Origin of the sequence: Vibrio furnissii CIP 102972 (genome assembly GCF_000176175.1) — a bacterium.
GTDB lineage: Bacteria > Pseudomonadota > Gammaproteobacteria > Enterobacterales > Vibrionaceae > Vibrio > Vibrio furnissii.
This window is the reverse complement of record NZ_ACZP01000012.1, coordinates 251586-267795: the sequence shown is the minus strand read 5'-3', so window position 1 is coordinate 267795 and position 16210 is coordinate 251586. Positions and strand designations below refer to the sequence as shown.

At 48.6% G+C, this 16210-nt stretch carries 13 protein-coding genes, 3 tRNA genes and 3 rRNA genes; 15 read left to right on the top strand and 4 right to left on the bottom strand.

Annotated features, from left to right (window positions below; genetic code table 11):
- The 9 genes from VFA_RS23870 to nfsA form a co-directional block, all read left to right on the top strand.
- Positions 1-882 (top strand): 16S ribosomal RNA (locus VFA_RS23870); the annotation flags it as partial.
- A 62-nt stretch (positions 883-944) separates the two neighbouring features.
- Positions 945-1020 (top strand) — tRNA-Ala (locus VFA_RS04065).
- Between the two features lie 299 nt (positions 1021-1319).
- A 23S ribosomal RNA gene (locus VFA_RS04060) occupies positions 1320-4209 on the top strand.
- 93 nt (positions 4210-4302) lie between these two features.
- A 5S ribosomal RNA gene (gene rrf / locus VFA_RS04055) occupies positions 4303-4418 on the top strand.
- A 32-nt stretch (positions 4419-4450) separates the two neighbouring features.
- Positions 4451-4527, top strand: a tRNA-Asp gene (locus VFA_RS04050).
- Positions 4528-4563: 36 nt separating this feature from the next.
- Positions 4564-4640: transfer RNA gene (locus VFA_RS04045), tRNA-Trp, on the top strand.
- 176 nt (positions 4641-4816) lie between these two features.
- Positions 4817-5728 (top strand): dienelactone hydrolase family protein, encoded by a 912-nt coding sequence (locus tag VFA_RS04040; RefSeq protein ID WP_004724992.1) that lies wholly within the window; start codon positions 4817-4819, stop codon positions 5726-5728.
- A gap of 101 nt (positions 5729-5829) precedes the next feature.
- On the top strand, positions 5830-6162 hold the full coding sequence (locus tag VFA_RS04035) for a DUF1904 domain-containing protein (protein WP_004724990.1): 333 nt from the start codon (positions 5830-5832) through the stop codon (positions 6160-6162).
- A gap of 16 nt (positions 6163-6178) precedes the next feature.
- A complete protein-coding gene (nfsA, locus tag VFA_RS04030; protein WP_004724988.1) occupies positions 6179-6901 on the top strand; it encodes an oxygen-insensitive NADPH nitroreductase in 723 nt (240 codons plus the stop codon).
- 38 nt (positions 6902-6939) lie between these two features.
- Here nfsA and VFA_RS04025 read toward each other — a convergent pair whose 3' ends face one another.
- The 4 genes from VFA_RS04025 to VFA_RS04010 are packed head-to-tail and all read right to left on the bottom strand — an operon-like array spanning position 6940 to position 10664.
- Positions 6940-8325: an AmpG family muropeptide MFS transporter gene (locus VFA_RS04025; RefSeq protein WP_004724986.1), complete on the bottom strand. Its 1386-nt coding sequence runs from the start codon at positions 8323-8325 to the stop codon at positions 6940-6942.
- A gap of 52 nt (positions 8326-8377) precedes the next feature.
- Positions 8378-8923, bottom strand: coding sequence for a peptidylprolyl isomerase (locus tag VFA_RS04020; RefSeq protein WP_004724984.1), 546 nt, complete (start codon positions 8921-8923; stop codon positions 8378-8380).
- Positions 8916-9491, bottom strand: a complete 576-nt coding sequence (locus VFA_RS04015) for a YajG family lipoprotein (protein WP_004724983.1) — start codon at positions 9489-9491, stop codon at positions 8916-8918. Before VFA_RS04015 ends, VFA_RS04020 begins: the two co-directional genes overlap by 8 nt.
- Positions 9492-9530: 39 nt before the next feature.
- The gene (locus VFA_RS04010) at positions 9531-10664 is read right to left on the bottom strand and encodes a methyltransferase (RefSeq protein ID WP_038150869.1); all 1134 of its coding nucleotides are present in this window, start codon (positions 10662-10664) and stop codon (positions 9531-9533) included.
- Positions 10665-10817: 153 nt separating this feature from the next.
- Here VFA_RS04010 and bolA point away from each other — a divergent pair, with 153 nt between their 5' ends.
- The 6 genes from bolA to nqrE all read left to right on the top strand — a co-directional run bounded on the left by bolA (position 10818) and on the right by nqrE (position 16205).
- Positions 10818-11126, top strand: a complete 309-nt coding sequence (bolA, locus tag VFA_RS04005; protein ID WP_004724973.1) for a transcriptional regulator BolA — start codon at positions 10818-10820, stop codon at positions 11124-11126.
- Between the two features lie 495 nt (positions 11127-11621).
- On the top strand, positions 11622-12962 hold the full coding sequence (locus VFA_RS04000) for a Na(+)-translocating NADH-quinone reductase subunit A (protein WP_081454213.1): 1341 nt from the start codon (positions 11622-11624) through the stop codon (positions 12960-12962).
- A gap of 5 nt (positions 12963-12967) precedes the next feature.
- Positions 12968-14212 (top strand): NADH:ubiquinone reductase (Na(+)-transporting) subunit B, encoded by a 1245-nt coding sequence (locus VFA_RS03995; protein WP_004724969.1) that lies wholly within the window; start codon positions 12968-12970, stop codon positions 14210-14212.
- On the top strand, positions 14202-14969 hold the full coding sequence (locus tag VFA_RS03990; RefSeq protein ID WP_004724967.1) for a Na(+)-translocating NADH-quinone reductase subunit C: 768 nt from the start codon (positions 14202-14204) through the stop codon (positions 14967-14969). The genes VFA_RS03995 and VFA_RS03990 overlap by 11 nt, the downstream gene beginning before the upstream one ends.
- Entirely contained in the window at positions 14969-15601 is a 633-nt protein-coding gene (locus VFA_RS03985) for an NADH:ubiquinone reductase (Na(+)-transporting) subunit D (protein ID WP_004724965.1), read from the top strand. Before VFA_RS03990 ends, VFA_RS03985 begins: the two co-directional genes overlap by 1 nt.
- Before the next feature lie 7 nt (positions 15602-15608).
- The gene (gene nqrE, locus VFA_RS03980; RefSeq protein WP_004724963.1) at positions 15609-16205 is read left to right on the top strand and encodes an NADH:ubiquinone reductase (Na(+)-transporting) subunit E; all 597 of its coding nucleotides are present in this window, start codon (positions 15609-15611) and stop codon (positions 16203-16205) included.
- Positions 16206-16210: the final 5 nt, after the last annotated feature.

Here is a 16210-nt window from a genome sequence, read left to right as displayed (position 1 = left end):
ATTATGCTGAGTGATATCCCGAGCTCGCCGGCGGGCCCGTCCAGATCTGAAGGAATACCGGTGGCGAAGGCGGCCCCCTGGACAGATACTGACACTCAGATGCGAAAGCGTGGGGAGCAAACAGGATTAGATACCCTGGTAGTCCACGCCGTAAACGATGTCTACTTGGAGGTTGTGGCCTTGAGCCGTGGCTTTCGGAGCTAACGCGTTAAGTAGACCGCCTGGGGAGTACGGTCGCAAGATTAAAACTCAAATGAATTGACGGGGGCCCGCACAAGCGGTGGAGCATGTGGTTTAATTCGATGCAACGCGAAGAACCTTACCTACTCTTGACATCCAGAGAACTTAGCAGAGATGCTTTGGTGCCTTCGGGAACTCTGAGACAGGTGCTGCATGGCTGTCGTCAGCTCGTGTTGTGAAATGTTGGGTTAAGTCCCGCAACGAGCGCAACCCTTATCCTTGTTTGCCAGCGAGTAATGTCGGGAACTCCAGGGAGACTGCCGGTGATAAACCGGAGGAAGGTGGGGACGACGTCAAGTCATCATGGCCCTTACGAGTAGGGCTACACACGTGCTACAATGGCGCATACAGAGGGCAGCCAACTTGCGAAAGTGAGCGAATCCCAAAAAGTGCGTCGTAGTCCGGATTGGAGTCTGCAACTCGACTCCATGAAGTCGGAATCGCTAGTAATCGTGGATCAGAATGCCACGGTGAATACGTTCCCGGGCCTTGTACACACCGCCCGTCACACCATGGGAGTGGGCTGCAAAAGAAGCAGGTAGTTTAACCTTCGGGAGGACGCTTGCCACTTTGTGGTTCATGACTGGGGTGAAGTCGTAACAAGGTAGCGCTAGGGGAACCTGGCGCTGGATCACCTCCTTATACGAATGATTATTGCGATGAGTGTTCACACAGATTGATACGGTTTAGTTTAAGAGATTCGTGGGGCTATAGCTCAGCTGGGAGAGCGCCTGCATGGCATGCAGGAGGTCAGCGGTTCGATCCCGCTTAGCTCCACCATCTTTAAGCACATTTACTTAAGTGTTCTTAGAAATGGTTCATCTCGAAAGAGATACGAATCTTGCTCTTTAACAATTTGGAAAGCTGACAAAACAACAATTTATTGTTGTTTGTAAAGTTCTCAATGTATTCCTAAATGGAATACACCAACAAACACATTCAAGTGTGCTTGGTATCGAAGCTTACTGTTTCAGTAAGTCTTCAAATTGAGTCCGGCAAAATCAGTCACACACTCATGTAAATTAAATGTGTGACACCTAGGTTGTTTAACAACAACCCGAAACTCCTTCGGGTTGTATGGTTAAGTGACTAAGCGTACACGGTGGATGCCTTGGCAGTCAGAGGCGATGAAGGACGTAGTAACTTGCGATAAGCTCAGATTAGGCAGTAACAGCCACTTGAGTCTGAGATTTCCGAATGGGGAAACCCAACTGCATAAGCAGTTACTGTTAACTGAATACATAGGTTAACAGGGCGAACCGGGGGAACTGAAACATCTAAGTACCCCGAGGAGAAGAAATCAACCGAGATTCCGATAGTAGCGGCGAGCGAAATTGGATTAGCCCTTAAGCTTTACATGCGTCAGGTGAAGGTTCTGGAAAGGACCGCGAAACAGGGTGATAGCCCCGTAGCCGACAGCGCATGTTCAGTGAAATCGAGTAGGGCGGGACACGTGTTATCCTGTCTGAATATGGGGGGACCATCCTCCAAGGCTAAATACTCCTGACTGACCGATAGTGAACCAGTACCGTGAGGGAAAGGCGAAAAGAACCCCTGTGAGGGGAGTGAAATAGAACCTGAAACCGTGTACGTACAAGCAGTAGGAGCCTCTTCGTGGGGTGACTGCGTACCTTTTGTATAATGGGTCAGCGACTTATATTCAGTGGCAAGGTTAACCATATAGGGGAGCCGTAGGGAAACCGAGTCTTAACTGGGCGTTCAGTCTCTGGATATAGACCCGAAACCGGGTGATCTAGCCATGGGCAGGTTGAAGGTTGAGTAACATCAACTGGAGGACCGAACCGACTAATGTTGAAAAATTAGCGGATGACTTGTGGCTAGGGGTGAAAGGCCAATCAAACTCGGAGATAGCTGGTTCTCCCCGAAAGCTATTTAGGTAGCGCCTCGGACGAATACTACTGGGGGTAGAGCACTGTTAAGGCTAGGGGGTCATCCCGACTTACCAACCCTTTACAAACTCCGAATACCAGTAAGTAATATCCGGGAGACACACGGCGGGTGCTAACGTCCGTCGTGGAGAGGGAAACAACCCAGACCGCCAGCTAAGGTCCCAAATTACAGCTAAGTGGGAAACGATGTGGGAAGGCTCAGACAGCTAGGATGTTGGCTTAGAAGCAGCCATCATTTAAAGAAAGCGTAATAGCTCACTAGTCGAGTCGGCCTGCGCGGAAGATGTAACGGGGCTAAGCTGTAAACCGAAGCTGCGGCAATGCGATTTATCGTATTGGGTAGGGGAGCGTTCTGTAAGCCGTTGAAGGTGTGTTGTAAAGCATGCTGGAGGTATCAGAAGTGCGAATGCTGACATGAGTAACGACAAGGGGGGTGAAAAACCTCCCCGCCGGAAGACCAAGGGTTCCTGTCCAACGTTAATCGGGGCAGGGTAAGTCGACCCCTAAGGCGAGGCTGAAAAGCGTAGTCGATGGGAAACGGGTTAATATTCCCGTACTTCTTACAATTGCGATGGGGGGACGGAGAAGGCTAGGTGGGCCTGGCGACGGTTGTCCAGGTTCAAGTGCGTAGGCTTGAGAGTTAGGTAAATCCGGCTCTCTTTAAGGCTGAGACACGACGTCGAGCACCTACGGGTGTGAAGTCATTGATGCCATGCTTCCAGGAAAAGCCTCTAAGCTTCAGATTGTAAGGAATCGTACCCCAAACCGACACAGGTGGTCGGGTAGAGAATACCAAGGCGCTTGAGAGAACTCGGGTGAAGGAACTAGGCAAAATGGTACCGTAACTTCGGGAGAAGGTACGCTCTTGATGGTGAAGTCCCTTGCGGATGGAGCTGATGAGAGTCGCAGATACCAGGTGGCTGCAACTGTTTATTAAAAACACAGCACTGTGCAAAATCGTAAGATGACGTATACGGTGTGACGCCTGCCCGGTGCCGGAAGGTTAATTGATGGGGTTAGACTTCGGTCGAAGCTCTTGATCGAAGCCCCGGTAAACGGCGGCCGTAACTATAACGGTCCTAAGGTAGCGAAATTCCTTGTCGGGTAAGTTCCGACCTGCACGAATGGCGTAATGATGGCCACGCTGTCTCCACCCGAGACTCAGTGAAATTGAAATCGCTGTGAAGATGCAGTGTACCCGCGGCTAGACGGAAAGACCCCGTGAACCTTTACTACAGCTTGGCACTGAACATTGAACCTACATGTGTAGGATAGGTGGGAGGCTTTGAAGACGTGACGCCAGTTGCGTTGGAGCCGACCTTGAAATACCACCCTTGTATGTTTGATGTTCTAACTTAGACCCGTTATCCGGGTTGAGGACAGTGCCTGGTGGGTAGTTTGACTGGGGCGGTCTCCTCCCAAAGAGTAACGGAGGAGCACGAAGGTGGGCTAATCACGGTTGGACATCGTGAGGTTAGTGCAATGGCATAAGCCCGCTTAACTGCGAGAATGACGGTTCGAGCAGGTGCGAAAGCAGGTCATAGTGATCCGGTGGTTCTGAATGGAAGGGCCATCGCTCAACGGATAAAAGGTACTCCGGGGATAACAGGCTGATACCGCCCAAGAGTTCATATCGACGGCGGTGTTTGGCACCTCGATGTCGGCTCATCACATCCTGGGGCTGAAGTCGGTCCCAAGGGTATGGCTGTTCGCCATTTAAAGTGGTACGCGAGCTGGGTTTAGAACGTCGTGAGACAGTTCGGTCCCTATCTGCCGTGGGCGTTGGAAGATTGAAGGGGGCTGCTCCTAGTACGAGAGGACCGGAGTGGACGAACCTCTGGTGTTCGGGTTGTGTCGCCAGACGCATTGCCCGGTAGCTAAGTTCGGAATCGATAACCGCTGAAAGCATCTAAGCGGGAAGCGAGCCCTGAGATGAGTCTTCCCTGATACTTTAAGTATCCTAAAGGGTTGTTCGAGACTAGAACGTTGATAGGCAGGGTGTGTAAGCGTTGTGAGGCGTTGAGCTAACCTGTACTAATTGCCCGTGAGGCTTAACCATACAACACCCAAGGGGTTTTGTATTGGACTCAAAGCTAAGCGCATAAGAATGTGTTGAGAGAACGAAAACAGCTTTCCGAATTTTAAGAATTTGCTTGGCGACCATAGCGTTTTGGACCCACCTGATTCCATTCCGAACTCAGAAGTGAAACGAAACAGCGTCGATGGTAGTGTGGGGTCTCCCCATGTGAGAGTAGAACATCGCCAGGCTTTAAATTTAGACTCTTGAGTCTAACCAGTGCGGAGCGGTAGTTCAGTTGGTTAGAATACCGGCCTGTCACGCCGGGGGTCGCGGGTTCGAGTCCCGTCCGCTCCGCCACTTATTTCGAGAGTCGTCTCATAAAACACGAACAACAGGGGTGTAGCTCCAATTGGCAGAGCAGCGGATTCCAAATCCGCGTGTTGGGAGTTCGAATCTCTCCACCCCTGCCATCTATTCTAAGCCTCAGTCGAAAGACTGAGGCTTTTTATTTATCTGCAATTCTTATTTCCACCGTTCTGATAGAAATCGTGACGAATTCTTCGTCGTTCAAGCATGCAACTTATCTGTGATCGCCTAAGCTTTTTGTGACCAAAGCACATTCGTTGCTGAACACAAGGATAGGGTTATGCAAACACAAATAGATCAGTCGTTGGAGCGGCAAGCACGAGAAATTCCTCAAGAAGCGTTTGATTGGTATGACGAATATGCTCACGGGGTGATAGACCGACGCGAATTTATGAAGCGGTTGTCCAGCTTAGTTGCGGTCGGTTTTACGATGTCGGTGTTGACGTCTGCGCTGCTCCCCAATTATGCATTTGCAGAGCAAGTGTCGTTCAATGATCCAAAAATCAAAGCCACGTATGTCGAGTTTGATTCCCCCAAAGGGCACGGTAAAGGACGAGGTTATTTGGTCGTGCCAACGCAAGTGCAAGGGAAACTCCCAGCCGTGTTGGTGGTGCACGAAAACCGAGGGTTAAATCCTTACATTGAAGATGTCGCCAGACGCTTGGCGATGAACGGATTTATCGCGTTTGCGCCAGATGCGTTGTATCCATTAGGTGGGTATCCGGGCAATGATGATGAAGGACGCGCGTTGCAGAGCAGTATGGATAAAGCCAAGATTGAAGAAGATTTCATTGCTGCGGCACTGTTTCTGAAGTCCCATACTCAATGTTCTGGAAAACTTGGCGCAGTTGGTTTTTGCTTTGGTGGTTACATCGTCAATATGCTGGCAGCAACGATTCCCGAGCAGTTGGATGCAGGCGTGCCATTTTATGGAACACCGGCAGCGGAGAATTTGCGTCATCAGGTTAAAGGCCCATTACTCATTCACTTTGCTGAACTGGATCAGCGGGTCAATGCGACTTGGCCGGATTATGAAAAGGCCCTGCTCGCGAACAAAGTACCTTTTGAGGCCGTGATCTATCCCGGCGTGAATCACGGATTCCATAACGATTCTACAGGGCGTTATAACGAAGAGGCAGCGGAATCGGCGTGGGGGAAAACGCTGATGTTCTTTGATTCTCATCTGATGTAGATGAGGGCGGTCCTCATGAATGAAGTAACAAATTGAGGGCCGTAAGGTCGAACCTCTTTTTTTAAGCTGTTATGATGCTTGGAAAAAGAGGAAGTCACGTTATGCCACATTTTCGTTTACGTGCGGTTGAGCCGCAGACCGTACAAGTTTTATCAAAAAGTCTCACTGACGAACTACAACCCTTAATGAAATCACCTCGTGAGGATTTCACGTTCGAGTACATTTACACCACGTTTTTCTTTGAGGGCGAAGTCTCTCCAGCGTACCCATTTGTGGAAGTGTTATGGTTTGACCGCGGTCAGGAGACTCAAGATCACGTTGCTGCCATCATTACGCGTCAGGTTCGAGAGGTGTTGGGTGAAGACGTGAACGTTGCTGTCATCTTTACCGCACTGAAACCAAACGAGTATTACGATAACGGCGAACATTATTAAGTCAAAGGAAGTGTGAATGAACAGCGTCATCGACACCATTCAAGGACATCGCTCTATTCGAGCCTTTAAAGAAACACCGATCACGCCAGAGCAATTAGAAACGATCATTGCATCAGGGATCTCGGCATCGTCATCGAGTTTGCTACAAGTAGTCTCGATCATTCGCGTCACTGACAAGCAAAAGCGGGCTGAATTAGCCAAGTTGGCGGGCAATCAAGCATACGTCGAGAGTGCTGCGGAATTTTTGGTGTTCTGTATCGATTATCAACGTCACTATGCAATGAACCCCAACGTGAAGCCAGAGTTCATGGAATTGACGCTGATCGGTGCCGTGGATTCGGGAATTATGGCGCAAAACTGTTTACTGGCCGCTGAGTCTTTGGGGCTGGGCGGTGTGTATATTGGTGGTTTACGCAACTCACCGAACGAAGTGGACACGTTGCTGGGGCTTCCACCATATACAGCCATTTTGTTCGGCATGTGTTTAGGTCATCCGGATCAGGATCCGCAACTGAAACCACGTTTAAGCCCTCAAGTGATTGTGCATGAGAACCACTACCAACCGCTGGATTTAACCCTGATCGATCAATACGATCAAACCATGATGGACTATTATCAGAGTCGCTCCAGCAATGCCAAACAGCAAGGCTGGTCTGAGCAAATCACCGCTAAACTGAGCCAAGAATCTCGCCCATTTATGATGGGGTACTTGAATGGCAAAGGCCTAGCGAAGAAATAACAGTGAACCTTGAAAAAAACCGCCTTTCGGCGGTTTTTTTATTCGCTTTGTTTGAGTGATGCCATTTCTTCATCATGCTTCTGATGGGCTCGCTGAAGCATGTCGGTGAAATAGTGCCGCAATGAATAGAGCATGATGAGGCTTGGAATCACCATCACGGCGGTCAAAATAAAGAAGAGTGACCAGTTATCCAAATACTCGGCTAAGTTGCCACTAAAGGAGGCCAAGACGGTTCGCCCAAAGTTGCCGAGTGAGGCCAGTAAGGCATATTGTGTGGCGGAAAACGCTTGGCCTGTGACGACCGTCAGGAAAGAGACAAAGGCGACGGTAGAGAAGGCAGTGGTGAAGTTGTCGACAAGAATCGTCGCCAACAACAAGTGCTCATTGGGGCCGACTTGAGCAATCCATGAAAACATCAAGTTACTAGCCGACATCGCGACGCCGCCTATCATCAAACCGCGAACAATACCAAAGCGGACGTTGAACATGCTGCCGACAAAGGTAAACAGCATGGTCATTCCCCAACCGATTAATTTGGAGTAATAGCCAATCTGTTCGTTGCTAAAGCCCACTTCTTTATAAAATGCAATCGACATACGGCCAAGAAATGCCTCGCCGATTTTAAATAGAAAGACAAACAGCAGCAACGTCAGGGCGACTTGCGTTCCGTTACGACGAAAGAAATCGAGAAACGGTTCAAACAGGGTGACGCTGAGCCAGCGCATCAAGCGCGAATGTACATAATGCTCATGACGCGCTTCGGCTTGTTTTTGCAATGTCTCACGTTGAGTTGACGGCTCGCCAACCCATAACGTAAAGCCCATTAAAAGCAGCACAATCGCCGCCATGCCGTAATAGACGTTATTCCAACCGATGGTATCGGCATTGATAAAAGCCAAGTAGCCCGGTAGCGAATAACCGGTCCACCAACCAATCACTGCCATGGCAGATGCTTGTGGCAGTTTCGATGGTTCGGACTTGGGGAATGAGTCGATACGAAAGGCGTCAATGGCGATGTCTTGCGTTGCTGAAGCGATCGCGATACCGAGCGCTAACATTGAGGTCACCATCAAGTTGTTGGCTGGGTTGACGCCAGCGATGAGCAACGTGCAAACCAGCACAATCGCTTGGCAAAGGAAAATCCAACTGCGGCGCTGACCCATTAACGGGGTGAGTAGCGGCAACTTCACGCGGTCCACTAAGGGCGCCCATAGAAAGTTAATCGCATAGACCGAAAATACACTGCCAAAATAACCAATTGCAGACAGGGTTAATCCGGCATCTTTGAGCCAACCGGACATATTGGAGCCAATCAATACCCAAGGAAAACCACTGGAACAGCCCAACATAAACACCCACAGTAAGCGGCGGTCAAAATAGCTGAGCACGGTCTCTTTCCAGGTTTGCACTTGGTCGTTCGGCATGGAATTATTCCTTCGGGAGCGAGCCCTGACGAATGCCAGAGCTCGAACTAGATTACTTGATGAGAGTTGCTTTGGTGATCACGATAGGAGTGACAGGCACATCGCCCATGCGGCCCAGCGTGTGTGTTGGCTGTTTGGCCATTTGCTGAATCACATCGAAACCTTGAATCACTTGACCAAACACCGCATAACCGGGTGGACGTTGGTCGTTGTTCAAGAAATCGTTATCGACTAAGTTGATAAAAAACTGGCGAGTGGCCGAATTTGGGTTCGCCGTTCGCGCCATGGCGATGGTCGCTGTGTCGTTTTTCAAACCATTACTGGCTTCATTTTTAATCGGTGCGTAGGTGTGAAGTTGATTCATGTTTTTGTCGAAACCACCCCCTTGCGCCATAAAACCAGGAATCACACGATGGAACTGGCTGCCGACATAGCTGCCATCTTCCACATATTTCAGGAAGTTTGCGCTGCTGATCGGGGCTTGTTCATCGTTCAGTTCGACGGTAAAAGAGCCTAGGGTGGTATCAAATTCCACTTTGGGACCCGCCCAAACACTGGTACTGAGCAGCGCTAGAGCGGTCAGCCAGACCTTAGTCATGGAAGCGATCCTTCATGTAAGTTTGCAGTTCAGAATCGTTGGCGATCTCTTTAAGCACCAAGTTCACCACGTCATTGAGCACCATTTCGATGTCTTCATCAGAAGCACTCAATGGCGCCGTGCGTTTCGCGCTGCCGTTGTAGCTTTTCACCAGTTTACCTTTAGGCGTTTCAGCCGTCAGTTCCAGAGTAACTTTCGCGTCCATTTCGTTTTCAAACACAGAATGTTTTACATTCACCAAGGCTTCCTGAACTTCGAGTGTCAGCGTGTTTTCACTGTTCACGGTGAGACGGAAACCTTGCGAGCCAAACTGTTCAGACAACGCATTTTCCAGCGCAATACGTACGTTCTGTTTCGCATGCACAGGTTCGATATTATTGCGACCACTGTCAACCAGCGCGACATACTGCGCTGAGCGAACGTCTTTGCTGACAAAGGTAAATGTACTGCCTTTCACGATATCGCTTTTGCTCAGCACAGGCTGAGGCATAAAGTTAATTTGTTGCTGCTGAGGCGCGGCACAGGCAGTCAACAGTGCGATAGAAGCCGCGAGAACCAGTTTCTTCATGGTCAATTCCTTTCGTTGGGTGAGCATGTTGTAAAATGCTTATTGCTTAATAGCTTGTAAGATAACAAATTTCTGATTACTAGCGACAGTCTTTACTTGAGAACGGCCAAATAACCTCGTTAGTTTTACATCGTAGCCGAGGTGGCGATTACCGATCACCAATAATTTCCCTCCCTTGCGAAGAACATGCTTTGAATCACAGAACATTTGCCACGCAATGTGGTCCGTGATGGCTTGCTGCTGATGGAAAGGAGGATTACACACCACCATATCTGTGTGGGCCGCTTCAAAACCATCCAAACAGTTATTGGCGATGCATGCGATATTTCTCTCTTGACCTAAGTTGGTCACGAGGTTCTGACGCGCAGATTCGACTGCCATAAAGCTCTCATCCACACAAGTGATATTCACCTGTGGGTTGAGCTGGCCCATACGAACCGACAACACACCATTGCCACAACCTAAATCGATCACGTGATTCAACGTGGTATCGCTTGGTAAGTGAGGCAACAAAAATCGCGTACCTTGGTCGAGGCTTTCGCCAGAATAGACATTCGGTAGGTTGTTCAGTTCAATCGATGTACCGTCAACGTGCCAGCGTGTATCGGAGGAGACAACGTCGGACTGTGAACTGTCGGGTTGACTGAATACCAAGCGGTGTTTTTTCCAAGCCAACGATGTGGTGGTGTGTCCCAAATACTTCTCAAACAACTTCAGCGTCGAACTGTGGATCTCTTTGGCTTTGTTGACGGCGATAACTGGGCAATCGGCTGAGATATGTTGACGCAATTGACTCAATTGCCAAACCAAGTGACGGTTGTTACGAGGAATTTGCATCAACACCAGATCCACGTCTTCAGGTATAGCATCGAAAGTCCGTAGTAATGTCACCGCTGGGCAATGATTCTGTTCTAAGTTTCGTGTGGTGGCTTGATGGGCAATGAAGGAGTCACTCATCATGGTGACGCGATACTGATGCGAGAACCAGCAACTCAGAGCGCCAAAAGAGTCATTCAGAATGAGAATATGACGACCCGCTGGCAAGTGCTGTTCGGCGAGATGATTCATCAGGTATTCATCACCAGCATCCCAGGCCTGTAGTGTTTCGTTGCTGCGTATTGGGTAGCGATGCAGCGTGAGTGTTCGATCGTGAAGCGCAAGCTCAGTTTTCATATTTGGAATAAAATTAAATCATCAACTTGGCTATTGTCTCAAATGGGCGTGGATCATGAAACCAAAACCTTTCGCTTCCAGAACGGCGCGAGTACACTAATGCCATCTCCTAAATCAAGTTGTTCACTCATTGTCGTTTGACAAGGAAACCCTATGCTTCAAGAAGTGATTGAAACCAAATTGCACAACGCTTTTCAACCTGACTATCTTAAAGTCATCAACGAGAGTTATATGCACAACGTTGCCCCTGGCTCAGAGAGTCATTTCAAGGTCATTGTTGTGAGCGAACGCTTTGTCGGACAACGTTTGATTGCTCGTCATCGATTGGTGAATCAGGCGCTGATGGAAGAGTTATCCAACCACATTCATGCTTTGGCGATTCACACCTATACGCCACAAGAATGGCATGAACTGGAGAGTGGTGCCCCCGATAGCCCGATGTGTCTCGGTGGTGGTCACTAATTCAACATTGCTGCAAAAATAGCGTTAAAATGCTGAAGTTTTACGCAAATATTTAACACCGTTTCAACAAATGGAGGAAATGAAAGCGAGTTGAGCTATTGTTTTAATCAATTAATCTGTGAGTTAAGACTCATATTCATGGGCCTTAACTAAGTGTGCGATGCATCAAATTTATGGTTAATACTTTGGCCTGTATCTTCATTTCTTCCTAAATAAAGCGGTCAATCAGGGGATTGGTCATGGCATCAAGTTCCCAAAAGATGCTAGACTATCGCACCTGATAAATCTCACTTCATATATGTGATGAGATTTTTAAAAGGATGTTGCGGTTTTGGCGTTTCAAACAGCCAAAAGCGGGCACTGAAAATGTCGTGTCTAGAGATAGTTAAACTCTGTTGTGGCTTCGGTTTTCGCATGAGCCAGCAGAGTTTAGTGCGTCTCGAATTTACGCAATGAAAGAATCTTTTTCCCGATAAAAAAGTAGTGCAAGTGCGTATGATTACAATAAAAAAGGGTTTGGACCTTCCTATCGCAGGAACTCCTTCCCAGGTGATTAATGATGGCAAAGCCATCAAAAAAGTCGCCTTGCTTGGCGAAGAGTACGTCGGCATGCGTCCTACAATGCATGTTCGCGTAGGTGACGAAGTAAAAAAAGCTCAAGTTCTTTTTGAAGACAAGAAGAACAAAGGCGTTCTATTTACTTCTCCAGTCAGCGGTAAAGTTGTTGAAGTGAACCGTGGTGCAAAACGTGTTCTTCAATCCGTTGTGATTGAAGTGGCAGGTGATGACCAGGTGACGTTCAACAAGTACGAAGCCAATCAGCTAGCGAGTCTTGACCGTGAAGCGGTGAAAACTCAATTGGTTGAATCTGGTCTTTGGACATCGCTGCGTACTCGTCCGTTCAGCAAGGTTCCAGCTGTTGATTCAACCACACAGGCTATTTTCGTAACGGCAATGGACACCAATCCATTGGCGGCGGAGCCGACTGTGATCATCAACGAGCAATCTGAAGCCTTCGTTGCTGGCTTGGATGTGTTGTCTGCTCTGACTGAAGGCAAAGTGTACGTTTGTAAAAAAGGTACCAGTCTGCCACGTTCTTCTCAGTCAAACGTAGAAGAGCATGTCTTTGACGGCCCACACCCTGCAGGCCTTCCTGGCACTCACATGCATTACCTTTACCCGGTCAATGCAAACACAGTGGCATGGAGCATCAACTACCAAGACGTGATTGCGGTTGGTCAGTTATTCCTGACGGGTGAACTTTACAACGAACGCGTTGTATCTCTGGCAGGTCCAGTGGTCAACAACCCTCGTCTGATTCGTACAGTACTAGGTGCCAGCCTAGATGAACTGACGAACAACGAAATTATGCCGGGCGAAGTTCGCGTGATTTCTGGCTCTGTACTGTCAGGAACAAAAGCAACGGGTCCACATGCATACTTGGGTCGTTACCATCTGCAAGTCTCTGTATTACGTGAAGGTCGCGAGAAAGAGTTCCTTGGCTGGGCATTGCCTGGTAAGAACAAGTTCTCGGTAACCCGCTCATTCCTAGGTCACCTGTTCAAAGGTCAATTGTTCAACATGACCACGACAACGAACGGTAGTGACCGCGCAATGGTACCGATTGGCAACTACGAAAAAGTGATGCCTCTGGATATGGAGCCAACCTTGTTGCTTCGTGATCTGTGTGCCGGTGATTCAGACAGTGCTCAAAGCCTTGGTGCTTTGGAACTGGATGAAGAAGATCTCGCACTGTGTACCTTTGTATGTCCTGGTAAATACGAGTACGGTCAGTTACTGCGTGAATGCCTCGACAAGATTGAGAAGGAAGGGTAATTTTCATGGGCCTCAAAAAGTTTCTTGAAGATATCGAGCATCACTTTGAGCCGGGTGGTAAACACGAGAAATGGTTTGCGCTTTACGAAGCTGCAGCGACTCTGTTTTACACGCCAGGTCTAGTGACCAAAAAAAGCTCACACGTTCGTGATAGCGTTGACCTAAAACGCATCATGATCATGGTTTGGCTAGCGGTGTTCCCAGCAATGTTCTGGGGTATGTACAACGCTGGTGGTCAGGCAATTGCAGCACTCAATCATATGTATGCTGGCGATCAACTTGCAGCAATCATTGGTGGCAACTGGCATTACTGGTTGACTCAAATGCTGGGTGGCACTCTTGCCGCCGACGCAGGTTGGGGCAGCAAAATGCTTCTGGGTGCGACGTACTTCCTACCGATCTACGCCACGGTATTCATCGTGGGTGGTTTCTGGGAAGTGCTGTTCTGTATGGTGCGTAAACACGAAGTGAACGAAGGTTTCTTTGTGACTTCGATTCTGTTCGCACTGATCGTTCCGCCAACGCTACCACTTTGGCAAGCAGCACTGGGTATTACCTTCGGTGTTGTGGTTGCGAAAGAAGTCTTCGGTGGTACCGGTCGTAACTTCCTTAACCCTGCTTTGGCAGGCCGTGCCTTCCTATTCTTCGCATATCCAGCTCAAATTTCGGGTGACCTGGTTTGGACTGCTGCGGATGGTTTCTCTGGCGCAACGGCTCTGAGCCAATGGGCACAAGGCGGTAACGGTGCACTGGTCAATGCGGCAACTGGTCAAGCCATCACTTGGATGGACGCATTCATCGGTAACATTCCAGGTTCAATTGGTGAAGTTTCGACGCTTGCGCTTGCGATTGGTGCAGCATTCATCGTTTACATGGGTATCGCTTCATGGCGCATCATCGCGGGTGTGATGATCGGTATGATCGCGCTGTCTACTCTGTTCAACGTGATCGGTTCAGACACCAACCCAATGTTCAATATGCCTTGGCACTGGCACCTAGTTCTGGGTGGTTTTGCATTCGGTATGTTCTTCATGGCGACTGACCCAGTATCGGCTTCGTTTACCAACAAAGCGAAATGGGCATACGGTATCCTGATTGGCATCATGTGTGTTCTTATCCGTGTGGTGAACCCAGCTTACCCAGAAGGCATGATGCTAGCGATTCTGTTCGCTAACCTATTTGCACCTCTGTTCGACCACATCGTTGTGGAGAAAAACATCAAGCGGAGACAAGCGCGCTATGGCAAGTAATAACGACAGCATTAAAAAGACGCTGGCTGTTGTTGTCGGGTTGAGCCTTGTTTGTTCAATCATCGTATCGGCAGCGGCAGTTGGTCTGCGTGATAAGCAAAAACAAAATGCAGTGCTAGATAAGCAAAGCAAGATTGTTGAAGTTGCAGGTATCACGCAGAAAGGTGACGTTCAAGACTTGTACCGCAAGTTTATTGAACCTCGTCTGATTGACTTCAAAACCGGCGACTTTGTTGAAGGTGATGCAGCAACATTTGACCAACGTAAAGAAGCAAAAGATCCTGCGGATTCTATCAAGCTTCCTGCGAATGCAGACGTTGCGAAAATCATTCGTCGTGCTAACACTGGCATCGTTTACCTAGTAAAAGATGGCGACAAAGTGTCTAAAGTGATCCTGCCTGTTCACGGTAACGGTCTGTGGTCTATGATGTACGCTTTCGTAGCAGTTGAAACTGACGGCAACACCGTTTCAGGGATCACTTACTACGAGCAAGGCGAAACTCCGGGATTGGGTGGCGAAGTTGAGAACCCAGGTTGGCGTGCTCAGTGGGTTGGCAAGAAATTGTTCGACGAAAACCACAAGCCAGCGATCAAGGTCGTGAAAGGTGGTGCGCCACAAGGTTCTGAACACGGTGTTGATGCTCTGTCGGGTGCAACATTGACCAGTAACGGCGTTCAACACACATTCGACTTCTGGTTGGGTGACATGGGCTTTGGTCCATTCCTGACTAAAGTCCGTGACGGAGGTCTGAACTAATGTCTAGCGCAAAAGATCTGAAAAAGAGCGTGCTAGCGCCAGTATTGGACAACAACCCAATCGCGCTACAAGTTCTTGGTGTTTGTTCTGCTCTTGCAGTGACCACCAAACTAGAAACGGCGTTTGTAATGACGTTGGCAGTAATGTTCGTTACTGCACTGTCTAACTTCTTCGTTTCCCTGATCCGTAACCACATTCCGAACAGCGTGCGTATCATCGTTCAGATGGCGATCATCGCATCTTTGGTTATCGTGGTTGACCAAATCCTGAAAGCGTACCTGTACGACATCTCGAAACAGCTGTCTGTATTCGTAGGTCTGATCATTACGAACTGTATCGTAATGGGCCGTGCAGAAGCGTTTGCGATGAAGTCTGCACCAATCCCATCGTTCATCGACGGTATTGGTAACGGTTTGGGCTATGGTTTTGTACTGATTTCTGTTGGTTTCTTCCGTGAACTGTTCGGTTCCGGCAAACTGTTTGGATTGGAAGTACTGCCTCTTGTCAGCAATGGTGGTTGGTATCAGCCAAATGGTCTGATGCTGCTAGCACCTTCTGCATTCTTCTTAATCGGTTTCATGATTTGGACGATTCGTACGTTCAAACCTGAACAAGTAGAAGCGAAGGAGTAAGGTTGTCATGGAACATTATATTAGTTTGCTGGTTAAATCGATTTTCATCGAGAACATGGCACTGTCTTTCTTCCTGGGTATGTGTACATTCCTAGCGGTTTCAAAGAAAGTTAAAACATCATTTGGTCTGGGTATCGCGGTCGTTGTTGTACTAACAATTGCTGTGCCAGTGAACAACTTGGTGTACAACTTGATCCTGAAACCCGATGCAATGGCTCCGGGTGTTGACCTAAGTTTTCTTAACTTTATTACCTTTATCGGTGTAATCGCGGCATTGGTACAGATTCTAGAAATGATCCTCGATCGTTTCTTCCCACCTCTGTACAACGCGCTGGGCATCTTCCTACCGCTGATCACAGTAAACTGTGCAATCTTCGGTGGTGTATCGTTCATGGTACAACGTGACTACAACTTCGCTGAATCTATCGTGTATGGTTTCGGTTCAGGTGTGGGCTGGATGCTAGCTATCGTCGCTCTTGCAGGTATCCGTGAGAAAATGAAGTACTCTGACGTACCTCCGGGTCTACGTGGTCTAGGTATTACCTTTATCACAGCAGGCTTGATGGCGCTTGGCTTTATGTCTTTCTCTGGTGTTCAACTGTAAGTCGG

Coding starts and splice junctions, on each gene's coding strand:
- bolA (WP_004724973.1), top strand. CDS start 10,818: ATGCTTCAAGAAGTGATTGAAACCAAATTGCACAACGCTTTTCAACCT.
- nqrE (WP_004724963.1), top strand. CDS start 15,609: ATGGAACATTATATTAGTTTGCTGGTTAAATCGATTTTCATCGAGAAC.
- VFA_RS04010 (WP_038150869.1), bottom strand. CDS start 10,664: ATGAAAACTGAGCTTGCGCTTCACGATCGAACACTCACGCTGCATCGC.
- VFA_RS04025 (WP_004724986.1), bottom strand. CDS start 8,325: ATGCCGAACGACCAAGTGCAAACCTGGAAAGAGACCGTGCTCAGCTAT.
- VFA_RS03995 (WP_004724969.1), top strand. CDS start 12,968: ATGGGCCTCAAAAAGTTTCTTGAAGATATCGAGCATCACTTTGAGCCG.
- VFA_RS04015 (WP_004724983.1), bottom strand. CDS start 9,491: ATGAAGAAACTGGTTCTCGCGGCTTCTATCGCACTGTTGACTGCCTGT.
- VFA_RS04040 (WP_004724992.1), top strand. CDS start 4,817: ATGCAAACACAAATAGATCAGTCGTTGGAGCGGCAAGCACGAGAAATT.
- VFA_RS04000 (WP_081454213.1), top strand. CDS start 11,622: ATGATTACAATAAAAAAGGGTTTGGACCTTCCTATCGCAGGAACTCCT.
- VFA_RS04020 (WP_004724984.1), bottom strand. CDS start 8,923: ATGACTAAGGTCTGGCTGACCGCTCTAGCGCTGCTCAGTACCAGTGTT.
- nfsA (WP_004724988.1), top strand. CDS start 6,179: ATGAACAGCGTCATCGACACCATTCAAGGACATCGCTCTATTCGAGCC.
- VFA_RS04035 (WP_004724990.1), top strand. CDS start 5,830: ATGCCACATTTTCGTTTACGTGCGGTTGAGCCGCAGACCGTACAAGTT.
- VFA_RS03990 (WP_004724967.1), top strand. CDS start 14,202: ATGGCAAGTAATAACGACAGCATTAAAAAGACGCTGGCTGTTGTTGTC.
- VFA_RS03985 (WP_004724965.1), top strand. CDS start 14,969: ATGTCTAGCGCAAAAGATCTGAAAAAGAGCGTGCTAGCGCCAGTATTG.